Below are 16,527 nucleotides of genomic sequence, written 5' to 3'. Positions count from 1 at the left end.
GTTATTGCCCCACCGAAGACGTCGATCACATGCTTTCCCCATCGCCAGGCCTCGATGAGGAGGAAGCATGCTCACCAAGAACCGCTTCAGGGTTTTCGCCGGTGGGGCCGCCCTTGCGCTGGTCGCCACCTTCCTTCCCGGGGTTGCCCGGGCCGATACCGTCATCACCACCAGTCAGACCGGGAACAACGGTGGCTACTACTACTCCTTCTGGACCGATGGTGGCGGTTCCGTCCAGATGACCCTCGGCTCCGGGGGGAACTACCGGATGAACTGGAGCAACGTCGGGAACTTCGTCGGTGGCAAGGGATGGAGCAACGGCAGCCGGCGGACCGTGAACTACTCCGGCAGCTTCAACCCCTCCGGCAACGGCTACCTCGCCCTCTACGGCTGGACCTCGAACCCGCTCGTCGAGTACTACATCGTCGACAACTGGGGCACCTACCGGCCCACCGGCACCTACAAGGGCACCGTCACCAGCGACGGCGGCACCTACGACATCTACCAGACCACCCGCTACAACGCGCCTTCCGTCGAGGGCACCAAGACCTTCAACCAGTACTGGTCCGTGCGGCAGCAGAAGAAGACCGGCGGCACCATCACCACCGGGAACCACTTCGACGCCTGGGCCCGCTACGGCATGCGCATGGGCAGCTTCAACTACTACATGATCCTCGCCACCGAGGGCTACCAGAGCAGCGGCAACTCCAACATCTCGGTGGGCTGAGGCGATGCGCAAGGCAATCCTCGGCGCCGCGCTGCTCGCGCTGACGAGCGTCGCGAGCACAACACCAGCGCAAGCCGCCGCCTGCGGTGGCTATGTCGGCCTCACCTTCGATGACGGACCCTCGAACGCGCACACCCCCGCGCTGCTCAACGCTTTGCGGCAGAACGGGTTGCGCGCCACCATGTTCAACGAAGGTCAGTACGCCGCCGCTTATCCGGCGCAAGTGCGGGCCGAAGTCGGTGCCGGGATGTGGGTCGGGAACCACAGCTACACCCACCCGCACCTGACGCAGCAGAGCCAGTCGCAAATGGACTCCGAGGTTTCCCGTACCCAGCAAGCCATCTCGGCCGCCGGTGGTGGGACGCCCAAGCTGTTCCGGCCGCCCTACGGGGAAACCAACGCGACACTGCAGGCCGTCGAAGCCAAGTACGGCTTGCGGCAGATCATCTGGGACGTCGACTCGCAGGACTGGAACAACGCAAGCGTCGACGCGATCGTGCAGGCCAACGCCCGCCTCGGCAACGGCCAGATCATCCTCATGCACGAATGGCCCGCCAACACGCTCTCCGCCATCCCGCGGATCGCGCAGACCCTGGCGAGCCGCGGACTGTGCGCGGGCATGATCTCGCCGCAGACCGGCCGGGCCGTCGCGCCCGGCTGAGGCCCGGTGGCGCGGCGGCTCCGGAACCCGCCGCGCCACCTCCCTCAGTTCACGTACCACTCCAGCCGCGCCGCGGCGGGGCCGAGCGGTCGGATGTCCGTGCAGACCTCGTGGTCCACGACGAGCCCGGTGTGCCGGCAAAACCGCGCGACCCCCGTCAACGAGGGCGCCGGCGTGAAGTTCCGGGCCGTGACGTAGTCGCGAAGCACCTCGGAGGCGCGGTCGCCGGTGGCCTCCAGGACGCCCCAGCAGTTGTGGGAGCCGCAGTTGAAGTCCCGGGTGATCCGCAGCCCGGCGGGACCGGGTGCGACCCCTTCGTCGCCGGGAGGCGACTCGTAGGCTGCGAAGAGCGCGCCGCCGGTGACGACGAACCCCGCGACGACCAGCAGGAACAGCCCGATGAACCCGCGCCGCGCGCCGATCGCGCAGACCACCGCCGCGATGGTCGTGTGCAGCCAGTACACCTCGATGGGCGCCGGCACCCAGTGGCCGGCGAAGCCCAGCGCACCCGGCAGCACGAACCACGCCAGCAGCACCAGCAGCACCGCCCCGACGATCAGCCCGGACCGCCGCGACGGTGCCAGCAGGCACCAGACCACAATCGGGACCACGCCGAACAGGCCGGCGAACGGGCTCGTCGAGAAGCAGGCCACGACCACCGCCGCCACCACGAGCGCGGCGCGCCACCAGTGCGTCTTGACTCTTTCGGGAATCTGCACCCGGTCATCCTCCCGGATGCGGCAGACTGCCGATCATGACGATCGCGGTGCTGGTGGTGGACGATCAGCAGGTGGTGCGCGAAGGCCTGGTCGCGCTGCTGGGCCTGCTCGACGACGTCGACGTCGTCGGCTCGGCCGCGAACGGCGAGCAGGCGCTCGAGCTGGCCGCCGGACTCGACCGCCTCGACGTCGTGCTGATGGACCTGAACATGCCCGTCCTGAGCGGGGTCGAGGCGACCGGACGGCTCACCCGCGATCACCCGGACGTCGCCGTCCTCGTGCTCACCACCTACTCCGACGACGAGTCCATCGCCGGCGCGCTCGCCGCGGGGGCGAAGGGCTACCTGACGAAGGACGCCGGGCGGCACGAGATCGGGGCCGCGCTGCGGGCCGTCGTCGCCGGGCAGCTCACCTTCGGGGCCGACGTCTCGCGCCAGGTCGCCGGGGCCCTTTCCGGGGCGAAACCGCGCACGGAACGCCTTCCGGACGGCCTCACCGCGCGGGAGGGCGAAGTCCTCGGCCTGATCGCCGCCGGCCTGACCAACGGCAAGATCGCCGCCGAGCTGTTCATCGGCGAGGCCACCGTCAAGACGCACATCAACAACGCCTTCGCCAAGATCGGCGTGCGCAACCGCGTCGAGGCGCTGCGCTACGCCGAGCAGCACGGCCTGCACCCGAAGCGGTGATCACCGCCCGGCCTTCTTCACCACGACGGCGATCACCCCGAGCACGATCAGCAGCAGCAGGATCCCGCCGCCGATGATCGCGAACCGCAGCAGCATGAACTGGACGACTTCACCCATGTCCGTTTCCCTTCCCGTGTTCCGACGGGGGAAACGCTAGGGCGGCACCCGGGTGGAGCAGGACCTCCGCCGGGTGGAGATCAGGGTGGAGATCCCCCATTGATCCATTGTGGACAGACAAGCGGGTGGTTAACTCGCCGTAAGAGACCTGCTTAACCCGGACATTTCACCGCCGTGGCGGCCGCCGGTCGGCTGCCGTTCGGACTGCGTTCACCCCGCTCGCCCGCCGCCGTAATTTGCGGTGCCTAAGTTTCCTGCTCGAGCCGCAGAGCGAAAGCAAGGAACCCATGGACGCACCCCTGGCAGTGAGAGCGCGCGGGATCACCAAGTGCTTCGGTGACGTCGTCGCCCTCGACGGCATCGACTTCGACGTGGCGCCCGGCCACATCCACGGCCTCGTCGGCCCGAACGGCGCCGGCAAGACGACGCTGCTCGGCCTGCTGCTCAGCCTGGCCGTCGCCGACGAGGGCAGCCTCGAGATCCTCGGCGCGCCGGTCGGCCGGAACCTCGGCGGGGTCGCCGGGTTCGTCGACGGTCCCGGGCTCTACCCCTCGCTCACGGCCCGGCAGAACCTCGCCGCGTTGCTGGCCCTGCGCGGCCGCGACCGGAAGACGCCGAAGATCGACGACGTCCTCGGCGAGGTCGGGCTCACCGACGTCGCCGACGACCGCGTGCGCGGCTTCTCCCTCGGCATGCGCCAGCGCCTCGGCCTGGCCGCGGCCCTGCTCACCGAACCCCGCCTGCTGGTGCTCGACGAGCCGGCCAACGGCCTCGACCCGGCCGGCAAGAAGCACGTCCACGGCGTCCTCGACCGGCTCGCCGCCGAGGGCACCACCGTCGTGCTCTCCAGCCACCGGATGGACGACCTCGAAGCGCTGTGCTCCGAAGTCACCATCCTCGCCACCGGGCGCGTCGTCTTCACCGGCCCGCTCGGCAAGCTCTCCGCCGAAAACGGCGAACTCGACTACCGGCTGCGCACTGCCGACCCGGGCAGGGCCCGCGCGGTGGTCGCCGGCGCGCCCGGGATCCGCCTCGCCGACCCCGACGCCGACGTCTTCGTGGTGCGCGCGCTGACCCCCGCGCTCGACGACCTGGTGCTGCGGCTGGCGAAGGACGGCATCGCGGTGCGCGAGCTCGCGCCCGTCGTGTCCCCGCTCGAAGCCGCTTTCCTCGCCCTCACCGAACAGCCGGAGGCCGGCCGATGACCGCGACCCTCGCCGGAGCCGAGCGGCCCGTCCCGGTGGCCCGCGGCTACCGCTTCGAGCTCGTCAAGCTGTTCGCCGCCTGGCGCATCCGCTTGCTGGTGCTGGCTTGCTGGCTCGCGCCGGCGCTGTTCGTCGCCGTGGTGAGCGAGCAGAGTTCGCTGCCCGTCGACACGCTCTTCGGCCGGTGGATGAACGCCACCGGCTGGGCCGGGCCGCTGGTCATGCTCGGGTTCGCGGGCACCTACGCGCTCCCGTTGCTGACGTCGGTCGTCGCCGGGGACGTCTTCGCCTCCGAAGACCGGCTCGGCACCTGGCGCCACCTGCTGGTGGCGGTCCGCTCGCCCCGCCGGATCTTCGTCGCGAAAGCGCTTGCCAGCCTGACCGTGATCCTCGTGCTCGTGGCCGGGATGGCCGTTTCCGGTGCGGTGGGCGGGGTGCTCGCCGCCGGGAGCCGGCCGCTGGTCGGCCTCGACGGCCACGCGCTGGCCCCGGGCGATGCCGCGGTGCAGGTCCTGCTCGCGTGGGTCTGCGTGCTCGCCCCGACGCTGGCCCTCGGCGCGATCGGGCTGCTCGGATCGGTGCTCTGGGGTCGCTCGCCGATGGGGCTGCTGCTGCCCGCCGTCGTCGCGCTCGTGCTGGCGCTGGCCCAGCTGCTGCCGCTGCCGGTCGCGGTCCGGCTCGCCCTGCCCAGCTACGCGTTCATCGCGTGGAACGGCCTGTTCACCGAGCCCGCGCAGCTGGGGCCGCTGCTGATCGCGGTCGGCGTCAGCCTCGCGTGGGCCGTCGTCGCGACGGCGCTGGCCTACCTGCTCTTCGTGCGCCGCGACTTCACCAACCCCGCCCACGACGGCGGCGGCCGCCACGCGCTCACCCTCGGTGTCCTGCCGCTGGTCGCGCTGCTCGCCGTGACGGCGGGGATCGTCGCGGTGGCCACGCCGGCCACCGGGTCCGGGATCGACCTGGACAAGGTCCAGCGGTCGGTCGCCACCGCGTTCGCCCACCTCTACCGGCTGCAGGCCGGGCAGCTCAACCGGCCCGACGTCACCGAGGAGCAGCTGGCCGCCACGGCCGCGTGCACCAAGGGCGACGGCCTGGTCGAGCCGGCGGGCCCGGGTAACGACTGGCGCTGCGTCGTCTCCTGGCACCTGCCGGACGTCGCGGCGACGGGACAGGCGATCTACCAGCTGGACATCACCTCGGACGGGCGGTACGTCGCCGACGGCGACGGACCGAAGGAAGTGAACGGCTACTTCCAGGTGCGGACCCCGGCAGGGGACCAACCCAACCCGCTCTGGCAGTTCGACGGGAACGTCGAGCTGCTCACCACCACGAAGGGATAACCCCGATGCAGGTAACACGCCGCAGACGGCGTGCCGGGAAGAGCCGGAGCAGCGGCCGCCGGCTGCGCTACGCGACGGCCGGTTCCGCCACGCTCGTGCTCGTCGCCACCGGCACCGGCGTCGGTGTCGCGTCGACGGCGCAGTTCGGCGAGGAGCACGTCGGCCAGGTCACCGAGAACGGCCAGGTCGTCTCCGCGGACCAGTACATCAAGCCGATCGGCGACCGCCTGGTCGTCAACAACGGCAAGATCATGGCCTCCGCGGTCAGCCCGGACGGCAGCCACCTCGCCGCGCTGACCACCGACGGCGGCATCGCGCTCACCGTCGTCGATCTGAAGAACTGGAAGGTGCAGCAGCTCGTCGGCAACTCCGCGACGGCGAACCTGCGCATCGCCGGCAACGACGTCGGCCAGGAAGGCCCGACGTACTCGCCGGACGGCAAGTCGCTGTGGCTGGCCCAGACCGACGGCTACACGCGCTTCACCGTCAACCCCGACGGCACGGTCACTTCCCCGACGTCGGTCAAGATTCCGGCGGACGGCGCCAAGCACGCCCTGGTGGCGCAGGCGGTCTTCTCTCCCGACGGGTCCACTGTGTACTCGGCGGTCAACGGCCAGAACCGCGTCGTCGCCCTCGACGCCGCGACCGGCGCGATCAAGCAGAGCTGGGCCGTCGGCAACGCGCCGCGCGACCTGGTGAAGGTCGGCAACAAGCTGTACGTCAGCAACGAAGGCGGCCACCCGGCCAAGCCCGGTGAGCCGACGCTGAACTCGTACAACACGCAGGTGCCGGCCAGCCAGTTCACCGGCGCCACCACCAGCGGCACGGTCAGCGTCATCGACCTGGCGAACGCGGCCGCCGCGCCGAAGAGCATCGACGTCGGCCTGCACCCGACCGCGGTGTACTCCGCCAAGGGCGCGCTGTTCGTGGCGAACACCGCGAGCAACACGGTTTCGGTCATCGACCCCGCCCGCGACCAGGTCGTCCAGACCATCGCGACCCAGCCGTGGCCGCAGGCCTCGGTCGGGTACGAGCCGGACGGCATCACCCTGACCGGCGACGGGCACCTGCTGGTGACGCTCGGCCGCGCCAACGCGGTCGCCGTCTACCGCTTCCAGCGGGCGCAGGAGCCGGTGAGCTACGTCGGCCTGCTGCCGACGGACTACTTCCCGACCGCGATCACCACGGTCGGCCAGGACGTCGTCGTCTCGAACACCCGCGGCATCGACGCCCTCCGGCCCACGACGGCCGCCGGGCACGGCACGCACGACACGACGTCGAGCGTGCAGAGGTTCCGGCTGCCGGACGACCGCGCGATCCGCGGCTACACCGCGCAGGTGTTCAAGCAGAACGGGTGGATGGACAACTCGGTCCAGCTCGCCACGGACAACGGCCACCGCAGCCCGGTTCCGGTGCCCGCGCGGCTGGGCGACCCGTCGACGATCAAGCACGTCTTCCTGCTGGTCAAGGAGAACCGTACCTACGACCAGGTCTTCGGCGACGACCCGCGCGGCAACGGCGACCCGAGCGTGACCCAGTTCGGCGAGAACGTGACGCCGAACCAGCACGCGCTGGCCAAGCAGTTCGGGTTGTACGACAACACCTACGACATCGGCACGAACTCGGCCGAGGGCCACAACTGGCTGATGCAGGCCGACAACCCCGAGTACACCGAGTCGTCGGCGGGGGAGTACCTGCGCAGCTACGACACCGAGGACGACGCGCTCGGCCACCAGAGCACCGGGTTCCTGTGGACCGGCGCGCAGGCGGCTGGCAAGTCGGTGCGGGACTTCGGCGAGTTCCAGCAGTTCCTGACCAAGCCCGCCGGGGCGAGCTGGCAGAACCTGTACTGCGACGCCAAGAACATGGCGGCCACCGGAGAGCCGACGGCCTACCCGCTGGTGTCGTCGTCGCCGATCCCGTCGCTGAACAACGTTTCGGTGCCGGGCTTCCCGAAGTTCGACACGTCGGTGCCGGACGTCTACCGCTACCAGATCTGGAAGGACGACTTCGAGAAGAACGGGCCGGCCAACCTGAACATGTTCTGGCTGTCCAGCGACCACACTGGCGGCCCGCCGAACGCGGCCGCCCAGGTCGCCGACAACGACCTCGCCGTCGGTCGCATCGTGGACGAGATCTCGCACAGCCAGTACTGGAAGGACTCGGCGATCTTCGTCGTCGAGGACGACTCCCAGGCCGGTCTCGACCACGTCGACGGGCACCGGGCGCCGGTGCAGATCATCAGCCCGTACGCCCAGCACGGTGTCGTCGACAGCCACTACTACTCGCAGATCACGATGATCCGGACGATCGAGCAGATCCTCGGGGTCAAGCCGATGAACCAGAAGGACAGCGCGGCGACGCCGATGAGTGCGGCCTTCACCAAGAAGCCGGACTTCACGCCGTTCACCGCGCTGCCGAACCGCACGTCGCTGACGGGCGGGCTGGCGACCCAGCCGTCGTGCGGGCCGGACACGCCGGCCGCGGCGAACCCGGCCGCGGCGCCGGTGCCGTCGTCGGCGGTGCCCGCCGACAAGAAGCAGGTGGCGGCGCAGTGGCAGGAGTGGACGACGCACCAGCGTCTCACCGGGCCGAACGCCGTCGCGGACTACGCCAACCCCGCGCAGATGAACCACTTCACGTGGTACCAGACGCACGGCTGGCAGGTGCCGTACCCGGGTGAGAACCAGGTGTTCGCGCCCGAGCAGGTCCCGGGGGCGTACCTCCCCTCGGCCGAATCCGACGGCTAAAGATGTCGTGAGTGAGAAACAGGGTTCTAACCCTGTTTCTCACTCACGACAACCGCGGTAGGGGGCTCGGGTAAGGGTTACTCGGCGAGTCTGGTGCGGCCGCACCAGGCGAACACCGGGACCTGGTCGCCGCCGCTGGTCGTCGTGAACTCGCCCGCGTGGGAGAAGTGCTCGTAGCCGGCGCCGAAGCTCACCTTCGCGACTTCGCCGAGGCCGCCGACCGTCCACTCCGGATGCCGTTCGACCAGTTCTGCCGGACCGCCGGAAAGCGTCACCTTGATATTCGTCATGAGTCATCTCCGTGTGTTCGTCGGCGCGGAGGAAAGCGGCGAATGTGTTCTTCGTCTCTCGACGATCCCTGACGTGCGCTCGCCGTGTCAATCGGCCCGGACAGGGGTTGACGTAGGGGTGTTACCCGAGGTCGGCGGCCAGGCGGTGGATGCGCAGCGCCAAGTGGACGTCGAGAGCCCGGTCGCCGTCCTGCCAATCCGCGCCCAGTAGCGCCGTGATTCGGTCCAGGCGCTGGTAAAGCGTGTTCGGGTGGATCGTCAGCTCCTCGGCCGCCGGGGTCTTGCGGCGGCCGCACCGCAGGAAGATCTCGGCCGTGTGGACCAGGTCCGTGCCGCGCTCCTCGTCGTGGGCCAGCAGCGGACCGAGCGTGCGGGCGACGAACGTGCTCGCTTCTTCGCGCCCGGCTTGGCTCAGCAAGTACCGGTACGGGCCCAGGTCGGCGGGTGACGCCGTCGAACCACTGCGCCCCAAGGCATTCAGGACCCGGACACACGCGACCGCGTCGTCGTACGCGTCGGCCAACGCGACCGCTCCGGTCGCCGGTCCCGCCAGGCCCGTCGTGCCCAACGACCAAGAGCGGACCTCCGCCTCGTCGGCGCGGACCAGCGCGACCCAGCGACCGTCCACTGTGGAGGACCAAGCGACCTGGTTCCGCAGCCGCGGATCCTCGCTCACCACGACCAGGTGCGGGCGTCGGAGGTCGCGGGCGTACGCCGGGATCTCGCGAACCCGGCGGGTCACCAGGTGCTCCACCAGTTCCTCGGCCGTCCGGCGTTCGGCGCGCTCGACCGACGCCACCAGCGCGATGGTCGTCGCCGAGCGTTCCAGCAGCCGGACGTCCGCCTCGGCGAGCGGCGCGTCGGGAACCACTTGCAGAGCACCGAAATACGCGTTCGCCGACGCGACCGGGACGGTCACCGAACGCTCGTCGACGCGAGTCCGCCGCGTCGACGCGAACAGCGTCGACGGCTTGCCGTCGAGGGACGCCTCGACGAGCGAGCCGGCGCGGGCGGCCGCGCGGACCTCGTCGTGCTCGTCGGCGACCAGCACCAGACCGCTCACCAGCTCCGACAGCGCGATCACGACGTCTTCGGGCGCGCCACCGCGCAGGGCGACCTCCGACAGCCGGTCGTGCAGCCGGACGGCCCGCTCCAGCCGGTCGTTCGCCTCCGCCAGCGCGGTGACCAGCTTCGCGTTCTCGATGGCGATCGCGGCGAACGAGCCGAGCGACGTCAGCAGCGACGACTCCGCCGCGGTGAACCGGCGCACCGCACGCTGCGAAACCATCAGCACCCCGGCCACCTTGCCGCGCAACCGAAGCGGCACGCCGAGGATCGTGCGCAGGCCCTCGTCCTGGGCGACGCGGTCGACCTCGCCGAGGTGCGTCAACGCGGCGTCGCCGAGGTAGTCGGCGCTCTGCACCGGCTCACCCGTGTCGGCCACCTGCCCGGCCAGCCCGCCGTGCGGCGGCAGCACGACGCCGCGCAGCCGCGGGCCGAGCGAGCCGTCGGTGACCCGGATGACGAGCGAACCGTCCGGTTCGGACAGTGCGAGGTAGGCGACGTCGACGCCGAGCAGCCGCCGCGCGTGGTCGACGACCTCCTGCACCAGCGCGTCGAGGTCGTGGACCGCCGACAGGCGCAGGACGAGGTCGTACAGCTCGCGCAGGCCATGGGCGTCCATCAGCCCAGGTGCGTCGTCTCGGCCGGAGCCCAGCCCGGGTCGCCGGTGGCAGCGAACCGCGTCCAGGCGGCGTTGATCTCCCGGGCCAGCTCGGCCGGCGGCTCGTCGCCGACGATGGCGGCGGACGCGGCCAGTGAGTCGAACACGAACGGCAGCTCCATGCCGTGGCACGCGCCGAGCCGCGGTGCCCGCCACTCGAACTCGTACCGGAACGAACGGCCCTGATGGCTCTCGACGAGTTCCTTCACGCCGTCGCGGAACACCAGATCGGTCATGGCCTCCACGAACACCTCGCCCGCTTTCCGTTCGCCTAGGCCGTAGCCGCGCAGGACGCCCGCCGCGTCCGGGTGCGACGCCGACAGCATGGCCACGGCGTGGGCGTCGGTGAGGACGTCGAGCAGCCCGGTCGGGCCGAAGTACAACAGCATCTCCTCGCGGCAGGTGCCGGCGACGAGGTCGACGTCCGCGCCGGCACCGGCGCGGATCGCCTCGCCGGGGTGCCGCGGCAGGACGTCGTCGCCGACCAGCGGCAGGAACGGGCTGAGGCCGTAGCTGCGGTCCAGCCCGTCTTCGCCACGCAGGTCGGGGCCGCCGCCGGGTTTGAGGACGGCGTCCTGCGCGTCGAGCAGCCGCTCGGTGGGCAGCTTCCGGAAGGCGGCCGCGGTGGGTTCGACGCCGAGGCCGTCGGCGACCACGCGGGCGAGCCGCTCGAGTTCCGCGCGGCCCCGGACCATGTTGGCATGTCCACTTTGGACGATCGCCCGGCGGAAGAGGCCGGTCGACAGCGGCGAACCGAGCAGGCACGCGACGCTGATCGCGCCCGCCGACTCGCCGAAGAGTGTCACGTTCGCCGGGTCGCCGCCGAACGCCGTGACGTTCTCCTGGACCCAGCGCAGCGCCGCGAGCTGGTCGCGCAGGCCGAGGTTCGTCTCGCCGCCGTCCAAGGGGACGAAGCCGTCGACGCCGAGCCGGTACTGCACGGTCACCAGCACCGCGCCGCCGCGGGTGAAGGCCGTGCCGTCGTAGACCGGGGCCGAGCCAGTGCCGCCGATGAACGCACCGCCGTGCACGAACACCAGCACCGGCAACCCCGACGCGCCCGGGTCCGGGGTCCAGACGTCGACCGTCAGGTACTCCGGGCCCGGTCGCCAGCCGTCGCCGACCACGGCGGACAGGTCGAGGCCGGGAATCGTCCGGTGTCGTTGCGGCGCCGTGGGTCCGGCCTCGCGGGCGTCGCGCACGCCGTCCCACGCCCGCGCCGGGACCGGCGCGGCGAACCGCAGCTCGCCTTCGGGCGCGGCGGCGTAGGGGATGCCGCGGAACCGGACGCCGGTGGCGATCGGCTCGCCGCGGACGTCGCCGGAGGTGGTGCCGACGATCATGCGGGTGTCCCTTCGGGGAAGACCTTGCCGGGGTTGAGGATGTGGTGCGGGTCCAGGGCCTTCTTGACCGCGCGGTGCATCTCGACCACGGCGGGACCGAGCTCGCGCACGAGGCCGGGTTGCTTGAGCAGGCCGACGCCGTGCTCGCCGGTGACGGTGCCGCCGAGGTCGAGGGCGCCGGCGATGATGTCGTCGAACGCGGCCTGGGCGTTCTTCCGCGCGGTGTCGTCGCCGGCCGGGGTGACCAGCAGCGGGTGCAGGTTGCCGTCGCCGATGTGCGCGACGTTCGCGATGTGGACGCCGTGGCGCCGCCCCGCCGCGTCGATGCGGGCGAGCATCTCGGGCACCGCCTGCGTCGGCACGCAGACGTCCTCGGTGAGCAGCGGGCCGAGCCGTTCGAGCGCGGGGTAGGCCAGGCGCCGGGCGGCGAACAGCGCGTCGGCCTCGGCCTGGTCGGTCGACTGCGCGGCCCAGGTCGCGCCCGCCTGCTCGAAGCAGTCGAGGATCTCCGCGGCCTCGTGCTCGCCGAGCGCGCCGGGGGCGTCCGTGCGGGCGAGGAGCACGACGTTCGCGTCGGCGCTGAGCCCCATGTTCTTCCACTTGTCGACGGCGGCCAGGCAGTGCCGGTCGACGAGCTCGAGCGCCGAGGGCAGCACGCCCCGGGCGGCGACCGCGGCGGCGGCCTGCCCGGCGGCGACGGTCGTGTCGAAGTACCCGGCGACCGTGCGCTCGGCCGCGCGGGCCGGCCGCAGCCGCACGGTGACCTCGGTGACCACGCCGAGCGTGCCTTCCGACCCGACCATCAGCCCGGTCAGGTCGTAGCCGGCGACGCCCTTGGCGGTGCGGCGGCCGAGCCGGACGAGCTCGCCGGTGCCGGTGACGACCTGCAGGCCGAGGACGTAGTCGCGGGTGACGCCGTACTTGACGCAGCAGACGCCGCCGGCGTTGGTGGCGACGTTGCCGCCGATGGTCGACCACGGCGAGCTGGCCGGATCGGGCGGGTACCAGAGGCCCCGCGCGGCGCAGGCGGCCCGCAGGTCGTCGTTGACGACGCCGGGCTCGACGACGGCGTACCGTTCCCGCTCGTCGATCTCCTTGATCGCGGTGAGCCGGTCGGTGACCAGCACGACGCAGCCGTCGACGGCGTTCGCCCCGCCGGAGAGGCCGGTGCCCGCGCCGCGCGTGACCAGCGGCGTCCGGTGCTCCAGGCACGCCTTGACGACGGCCTGGACCTCTTCGGCCGTGTGCGGCCGGACGGCCACCGCGGGCCGGCCGAAGGGCGCCCACTCGGCCTCGTCGTGGGCGAAGCCCGCCACGACGTCCGGGTCACGGACCAGCCGGTCCGCCGGCAGCACGGCGGCCAGGTCGTCGATCAGCATCCGCGGGAACCTCCTCGTCACCGGGTTCCCACGCTAGGGCGGCGGCGCCGGTCTGGCCATGGGGAAAGTCCCCACCGGAGGCCGCCGCGGGTGTGCCTACCCCACAGGGATGACCTCGTTGAAGGCCTCGGTCGAGCTGGGGTGCGTGTAGATGGCGTTCCGCAGCTCGGTCGCGGTGACGTCGTGGCGGATGGCCAGCGCGACGGTGTTGACGACCTCCTGGGCGTCGATGCTCAGCAGCGCCGCGCCGAGGACCAGGTCGGTGTCGGCGTCCACGACGAACTTCATGATCCCGCGCGTCTCCTCGACGGTGTAGGCCCGGGGCATGGCGACGATGTCGGCGACCCGCTTCTTGCCGACCCTGATGTTCCGGCCCTGCGCACGGGCTTCGCGTTCGGTCAGGCCGACGGTCGCCAGCGGCGGGGTGGTGAACAGCGTGTGCGGCACGGCCACCCGGTCGGCCGTGGTGCGCTTGCCCTCGCCGAGCAGCTGGTCCAGCACGATCCGGGCGTCGTCGAGGGCCACGTAGGTGAACTGCGGCCCGCCGTTGACGTCGCCGACGGCGAAGATGTGCGGCTGGCTGGTGCGCAGGTGCTCGTCGACCTCGACGGCGCCGGACGGCGTGGTCCGGACGCCGGCCGCGTCGAGCCGCAGCCCGTCGGTGACGGGACGGCGGCCGGTGGCCGGCAGCAGCGCGCCGGCCTCGACTTCGTGCGTCTCGCCGTCCTTCTCGTAGACCACCTTCGCGACGGCGCCGCTGTCCTCGACCTTCGTGATCTTCGCGCCGGTGATGATCCGGATGCCGTCGCCTTCGAGGATTTCGCGGGTGACCTCGGCGATGTCTTCGTCCTCGCGCGGCAGCAGCCGCTCCGCTCCTTCGAGGACGGTGACGTGCGTGCCGAAGTGCTGGTAGATCGACGCGAACTCGAGCCCGAGGTAGCCGCCGCCGACGACCACCAGCCGCTCGGGCAGCGTGGCCGCCTGCGTCAGTTCGGTGCTGCTGACCAGGTGCTTGCTCGTGGCCAGGCCGGGGATCGGCGGCACGACCGGCGCGGAGCCGGTGCTGAGGATGATCGTCGGCGCGGTGACGGTGATCCGGTCGTCCCCTTCGCCGACGGCGACGGTGTGCGGGTCGGTGAACCGGGCGGTGCCGGTGATGACGGTGACGGTGTCCTTCCCGTCGAGCGAAGCGAAGTTGCCCGCGCGGAACGCACTGGTCAACTCGCGGACGCCGGCGATCGAGCGGGCGAAGAACTCCTGCGCGTCGTCCTCGAGGCGGCGGCCATTCGCGTAGTGGACGAGCATCTTGGTCGGCACGCAGCCGACGTTCGGGCAGGTGCCGCCGTACATGTTCGCGGAGCGTTCGACGAGGACGACGCGCTTGCCGGCGTCGCCGAGGGCGTGCGCGGCGGTCTTCCCGCCTTTGCCGAAGCCGATGACCAGGACGTCCGCGGTCAGCTGGGTGGTTTCCATGCACCCGAGTCTGCTTCGGATGGACTGATCCGACCAGGCTTGCGAGTCTCAGAAAACTGCCCCAAAGTATCACCGTGGACACCGTCAGCCGATTGCTGCGCATGGCCCAGCTCGGGGCGACGCTCGAGAAGCACTGCCTGCTCGGGGCGGGCACGCGGATGGACATCGCCCGGTACGGCGAGCTCGAAGTCCCGTTCCACGTCCTCCTGGACGGCGAGTGCCTGCTGTACGTCGGCCACGACGTGTTCGAGCTGCGGGCGGGCGACGTCGTGCTGATCCCGAGCGGCGCGGCGCACCGCGTGGTCACGGCGGGGGCGGGCCGGCCGCGGGGGATCGTCGAGATGGACGGGGACGCGTTCGCCACGACGCGCAGCGAGCGCGGCGGCGACCCGGTGATCGACCTGTTCTGCGGGCACTACACGGTCAACGCGGGCGCCGGCGCGCTGCTGTTCCGCAGCCTGCCCGGCGCGATCCACGTGGCGTTCGGGCAGTCCGACGAAGTCCTGCGCGGCCTCAGCTCGCTGATGCGCGCGGAGGCGAGCCGCGAAGGGTCGGGCACGGCGGCGATCCTCGCCGCGCTGTGCACGGTGCTCCTGGCGATGGTGCTCCGCACGGCCCGCGGCGCGGAGAACGTCGTGTGGACGGCGGTGACCGACCCGGGCATCGCGGACGCGGTCGGGAGCGTCCTGGCCGACCCGGGGCAGGACTGGCCGATCGAGCGGCTCAGCCGTCGGGCATCGATGTCCCGCGCGACTTTCCTGCGGCGGTTCGCCAGGGAGACGGGGACGACCGTGGGAGCGTTCCTGGCCCGCGCCCGCATGATGGCGGCGGCCGAGCTGCTGACCACCACGGACACGCCGGTGGCGACCGTCGCGGACCGGGTCGGGTACCGGTCGGAGTCGGCGTTCACCCGCGCTTTCCGCGCCGAGCTCGGCACCACGCCCGCCCGGTTCCGGCGTGACTCCCAGCGGCGGCTGTGAACGGGAGCCGGTAGCGCGAGGAGGGCGCGGCGTCGCCGGACCTTGCCGGCCTGGTTTCGGTGGGACTTCCGGCGGCGGCCGTAAACGGGAGTCGGCAACGCAAGCCGACCACGAGGTCACCAGACCTCCCCCGCCCTCCTCCCAAGCCGCTTTCCAGTCGACGACCGGGTTTGTCAAGGCACGCTTTCCCGCCTTGACAAACCCGGGCGGCGACGGACAATCCGAACGGAGGGCGGGGGAGGTCGGACCCGCTGAGCCGGGGTTTCTGCCGTGGCTTCAAAGAAAAAAGCTGTCCTCGCCGGACGGGCAGGCTCCGGGATGACCTCTCGTGCCGCTGTCTTCTCACCTTGTCGAGGTGGGCCGCTGGGTGGTCATCCCGTCGCCTGATTGAGGCCTATCACTTTGAGCCGGGCCCGCAAGCTTGGCATGCTTTCTCGCCTTGGTCTGTGGGTTGCGGGCCCGGCTCAAAGTGATTTCACGGCCTCAGGCGACGGGATGACCACCCCGCTCCTCCTGTGGGTCGCGCTAGCGCGGAACACCTCCGGCTTGCCCCGCCGGCTCCCTACGAAGAAGCGCTGAGCCGGTGGGCTGCTAACCCTCTTCGCAACCGACGCGGGCCCAGACGAGCTTGCCGTCGTCGTGGTGGCTCACGCCCCAGTCGAGGCTGAGCTGGTCCACCAGCAGCAGGCCGCGGCCGCCGCCGTGGTCCGGGACGCGCATCTTCGGCTCCTCGGTCCCGACGTCGGCCACGGCCACCGTCACCTCGCATGGGTCGTGCGCGTGGTGGATCCGCAGTTGCCGCGGCCCGCCGCCGTGGACGTACGCGTTCTCCAGCAGCTCCCCGACGACGATCAGCGCGTCGATCAGGTCCGTCTCGCGCAGCGTGCCCAGCCGGGCCTCGGCCCACCGCCGGGCGGCCGTCAGCCCGGGCCGGTCGACGCCGGCGACGTCCAGCACGTGCCACCCCTCCTGATCGGCTCCGGTCCAGCTCACGTGCACAGTGCGACTCCTCCCGACACCGCGCTTCCCCACGAGCGCGGCACGCTCGCAGTCGGCGTACCCGGTCCGGCGGCATTTACTCACGCGTTCGGCGGGGACCTTAGGGGCCGTTAGGGGTCGTTGAGCCGCCTTCGC

14 protein-coding genes are annotated in these 16,527 nt (G+C 71.4%); 7 read left to right on the top strand and 7 right to left on the bottom strand.

Annotated features, from left to right (window positions below):
• Positions 1-67 precede the first annotated feature (67 nt).
• On the top strand, positions 68-727 hold the full coding sequence (locus tag AB0J40_RS30110; RefSeq protein WP_364459337.1) for a glycoside hydrolase family 11 protein: 660 nt from the start codon (positions 68-70) through the stop codon (positions 725-727).
• 4 nt (positions 728-731) lie between these two features.
• Positions 732-1,388 (top strand): polysaccharide deacetylase family protein, encoded by a 657-nt coding sequence (locus tag AB0J40_RS30105; RefSeq protein WP_364459334.1) that lies wholly within the window; start codon positions 732-734, stop codon positions 1,386-1,388.
• Between the two features lie 44 nt (positions 1,389-1,432).
• Here AB0J40_RS30105 and AB0J40_RS30100 read toward each other — a convergent pair whose 3' ends face one another.
• A complete protein-coding gene (locus tag AB0J40_RS30100; RefSeq protein WP_364459331.1) occupies positions 1,433-2,107 on the bottom strand; it encodes a hypothetical protein in 675 nt (224 codons plus the stop codon).
• Positions 2,108-2,142: 35 nt separating this feature from the next.
• Between AB0J40_RS30100 and AB0J40_RS30095 the strand changes: the two genes are divergently transcribed.
• The 4 genes from AB0J40_RS30095 to AB0J40_RS30080 all read left to right on the top strand — a co-directional run bounded on the left by AB0J40_RS30095 (position 2,143) and on the right by AB0J40_RS30080 (position 8,205).
• Positions 2,143-2,793 (top strand): response regulator transcription factor, encoded by a 651-nt coding sequence (locus AB0J40_RS30095; RefSeq protein ID WP_364459328.1) that lies wholly within the window; start codon positions 2,143-2,145, stop codon positions 2,791-2,793.
• Between the two features lie 404 nt (positions 2,794-3,197).
• Positions 3,198-4,115 (top strand): ABC transporter ATP-binding protein, encoded by a 918-nt coding sequence (locus tag AB0J40_RS30090; protein WP_364459325.1) that lies wholly within the window; start codon positions 3,198-3,200, stop codon positions 4,113-4,115.
• On the top strand, positions 4,112-5,455 hold the full coding sequence (locus AB0J40_RS30085; RefSeq protein WP_364459322.1) for an ABC transporter permease: 1,344 nt from the start codon (positions 4,112-4,114) through the stop codon (positions 5,453-5,455). Before AB0J40_RS30090 ends, AB0J40_RS30085 begins: the two co-directional genes overlap by 4 nt.
• Positions 5,456-5,460: 5 nt before the next feature.
• Positions 5,461-8,205: a bifunctional YncE family protein/alkaline phosphatase family protein gene (locus tag AB0J40_RS30080; RefSeq protein WP_364459319.1), complete on the top strand. Its 2,745-nt coding sequence runs from the start codon at positions 5,461-5,463 to the stop codon at positions 8,203-8,205.
• 77 nt (positions 8,206-8,282) lie between these two features.
• On the opposite strand, the gene AB0J40_RS30075 is transcribed toward AB0J40_RS30080, so the two are convergent.
• The 5 genes from AB0J40_RS30075 to AB0J40_RS30055 all read right to left on the bottom strand — a co-directional run bounded on the left by AB0J40_RS30075 (position 8,283) and on the right by AB0J40_RS30055 (position 14,413).
• A complete protein-coding gene (locus tag AB0J40_RS30075; protein ID WP_364459316.1) occupies positions 8,283-8,495 on the bottom strand; it encodes a DUF5988 family protein in 213 nt (70 codons plus the stop codon).
• A 121-nt stretch (positions 8,496-8,616) separates the two neighbouring features.
• Complete coding sequence (locus AB0J40_RS30070; RefSeq protein WP_364459313.1) at positions 8,617-10,179, bottom strand: GAF domain-containing protein; 1,563 nt, start codon at positions 10,177-10,179, stop codon at positions 8,617-8,619.
• Positions 10,179-11,561 carry a carboxylesterase family protein gene (locus AB0J40_RS30065; RefSeq protein ID WP_364459310.1) on the bottom strand — a complete coding sequence of 461 codons (1,383 nt, stop codon included), beginning with the start codon at positions 11,559-11,561 and terminating at the stop codon, positions 10,179-10,181. The genes AB0J40_RS30070 and AB0J40_RS30065 overlap by 1 nt, the downstream gene beginning before the upstream one ends.
• Positions 11,558-12,940 carry an FAD-linked oxidase C-terminal domain-containing protein gene (locus tag AB0J40_RS30060; RefSeq protein ID WP_364459307.1) on the bottom strand — a complete coding sequence of 461 codons (1,383 nt, stop codon included), beginning with the start codon at positions 12,938-12,940 and terminating at the stop codon, positions 11,558-11,560. The genes AB0J40_RS30065 and AB0J40_RS30060 overlap by 4 nt, the downstream gene beginning before the upstream one ends.
• Before the next feature lie 96 nt (positions 12,941-13,036).
• On the bottom strand, positions 13,037-14,413 hold the full coding sequence (locus AB0J40_RS30055) for an FAD-dependent oxidoreductase (RefSeq protein ID WP_364459304.1): 1,377 nt from the start codon (positions 14,411-14,413) through the stop codon (positions 13,037-13,039).
• Between the two features lie 74 nt (positions 14,414-14,487).
• Here AB0J40_RS30055 and AB0J40_RS30050 point away from each other — a divergent pair, with 74 nt between their 5' ends.
• Positions 14,488-15,393 carry an AraC family transcriptional regulator gene (locus AB0J40_RS30050; protein ID WP_364459301.1) on the top strand — a complete coding sequence of 302 codons (906 nt, stop codon included), beginning with the start codon at positions 14,488-14,490 and terminating at the stop codon, positions 15,391-15,393.
• Positions 15,394-15,984: 591 nt separating this feature from the next.
• On the opposite strand, the gene AB0J40_RS30045 is transcribed toward AB0J40_RS30050, so the two are convergent.
• Positions 15,985-16,386, bottom strand: coding sequence for an ATP-binding protein (locus AB0J40_RS30045; protein ID WP_364459298.1), 402 nt, complete (start codon positions 16,384-16,386; stop codon positions 15,985-15,987).
• Positions 16,387-16,527 lie beyond the last annotated feature (141 nt).

Source organism: Amycolatopsis sp. NPDC049691, assembly GCF_040675005.1.
Lineage (GTDB): Bacteria > Actinomycetota > Actinomycetes > Mycobacteriales > Pseudonocardiaceae > Amycolatopsis.
This window is presented reverse-complemented; position numbering and strand designations above follow the sequence as displayed.

Bases quoted from the DNA above. Each gene is read 5' to 3' on its own strand.
- AB0J40_RS30110 (WP_364459337.1), top strand. From the start codon at position 68: ATGCTCACCAAGAACCGCTTCAGGGTTTTCGCCGGTGGGGCCGCCCTT.
- AB0J40_RS30105 (WP_364459334.1), top strand. From the start codon at position 732: ATGCGCAAGGCAATCCTCGGCGCCGCGCTGCTCGCGCTGACGAGCGTC.
- AB0J40_RS30095 (WP_364459328.1), top strand. From the start codon at position 2,143: ATGACGATCGCGGTGCTGGTGGTGGACGATCAGCAGGTGGTGCGCGAA.
- AB0J40_RS30090 (WP_364459325.1), top strand. From the start codon at position 3,198: ATGGACGCACCCCTGGCAGTGAGAGCGCGCGGGATCACCAAGTGCTTC.
- AB0J40_RS30085 (WP_364459322.1), top strand. From the start codon at position 4,112: ATGACCGCGACCCTCGCCGGAGCCGAGCGGCCCGTCCCGGTGGCCCGC.
- AB0J40_RS30080 (WP_364459319.1), top strand. From the start codon at position 5,461: ATGCAGGTAACACGCCGCAGACGGCGTGCCGGGAAGAGCCGGAGCAGC.
- AB0J40_RS30075 (WP_364459316.1), bottom strand. From the start codon at position 8,495: ATGACGAATATCAAGGTGACGCTTTCCGGCGGTCCGGCAGAACTGGTC.
- AB0J40_RS30070 (WP_364459313.1), bottom strand. From the start codon at position 10,179: ATGGACGCCCATGGCCTGCGCGAGCTGTACGACCTCGTCCTGCGCCTG.
- AB0J40_RS30065 (WP_364459310.1), bottom strand. From the start codon at position 11,561: ATGATCGTCGGCACCACCTCCGGCGACGTCCGCGGCGAGCCGATCGCC.
- AB0J40_RS30060 (WP_364459307.1), bottom strand. From the start codon at position 12,940: ATGCTGATCGACGACCTGGCCGCCGTGCTGCCGGCGGACCGGCTGGTC.
- AB0J40_RS30055 (WP_364459304.1), bottom strand. From the start codon at position 14,413: ATGGAAACCACCCAGCTGACCGCGGACGTCCTGGTCATCGGCTTCGGC.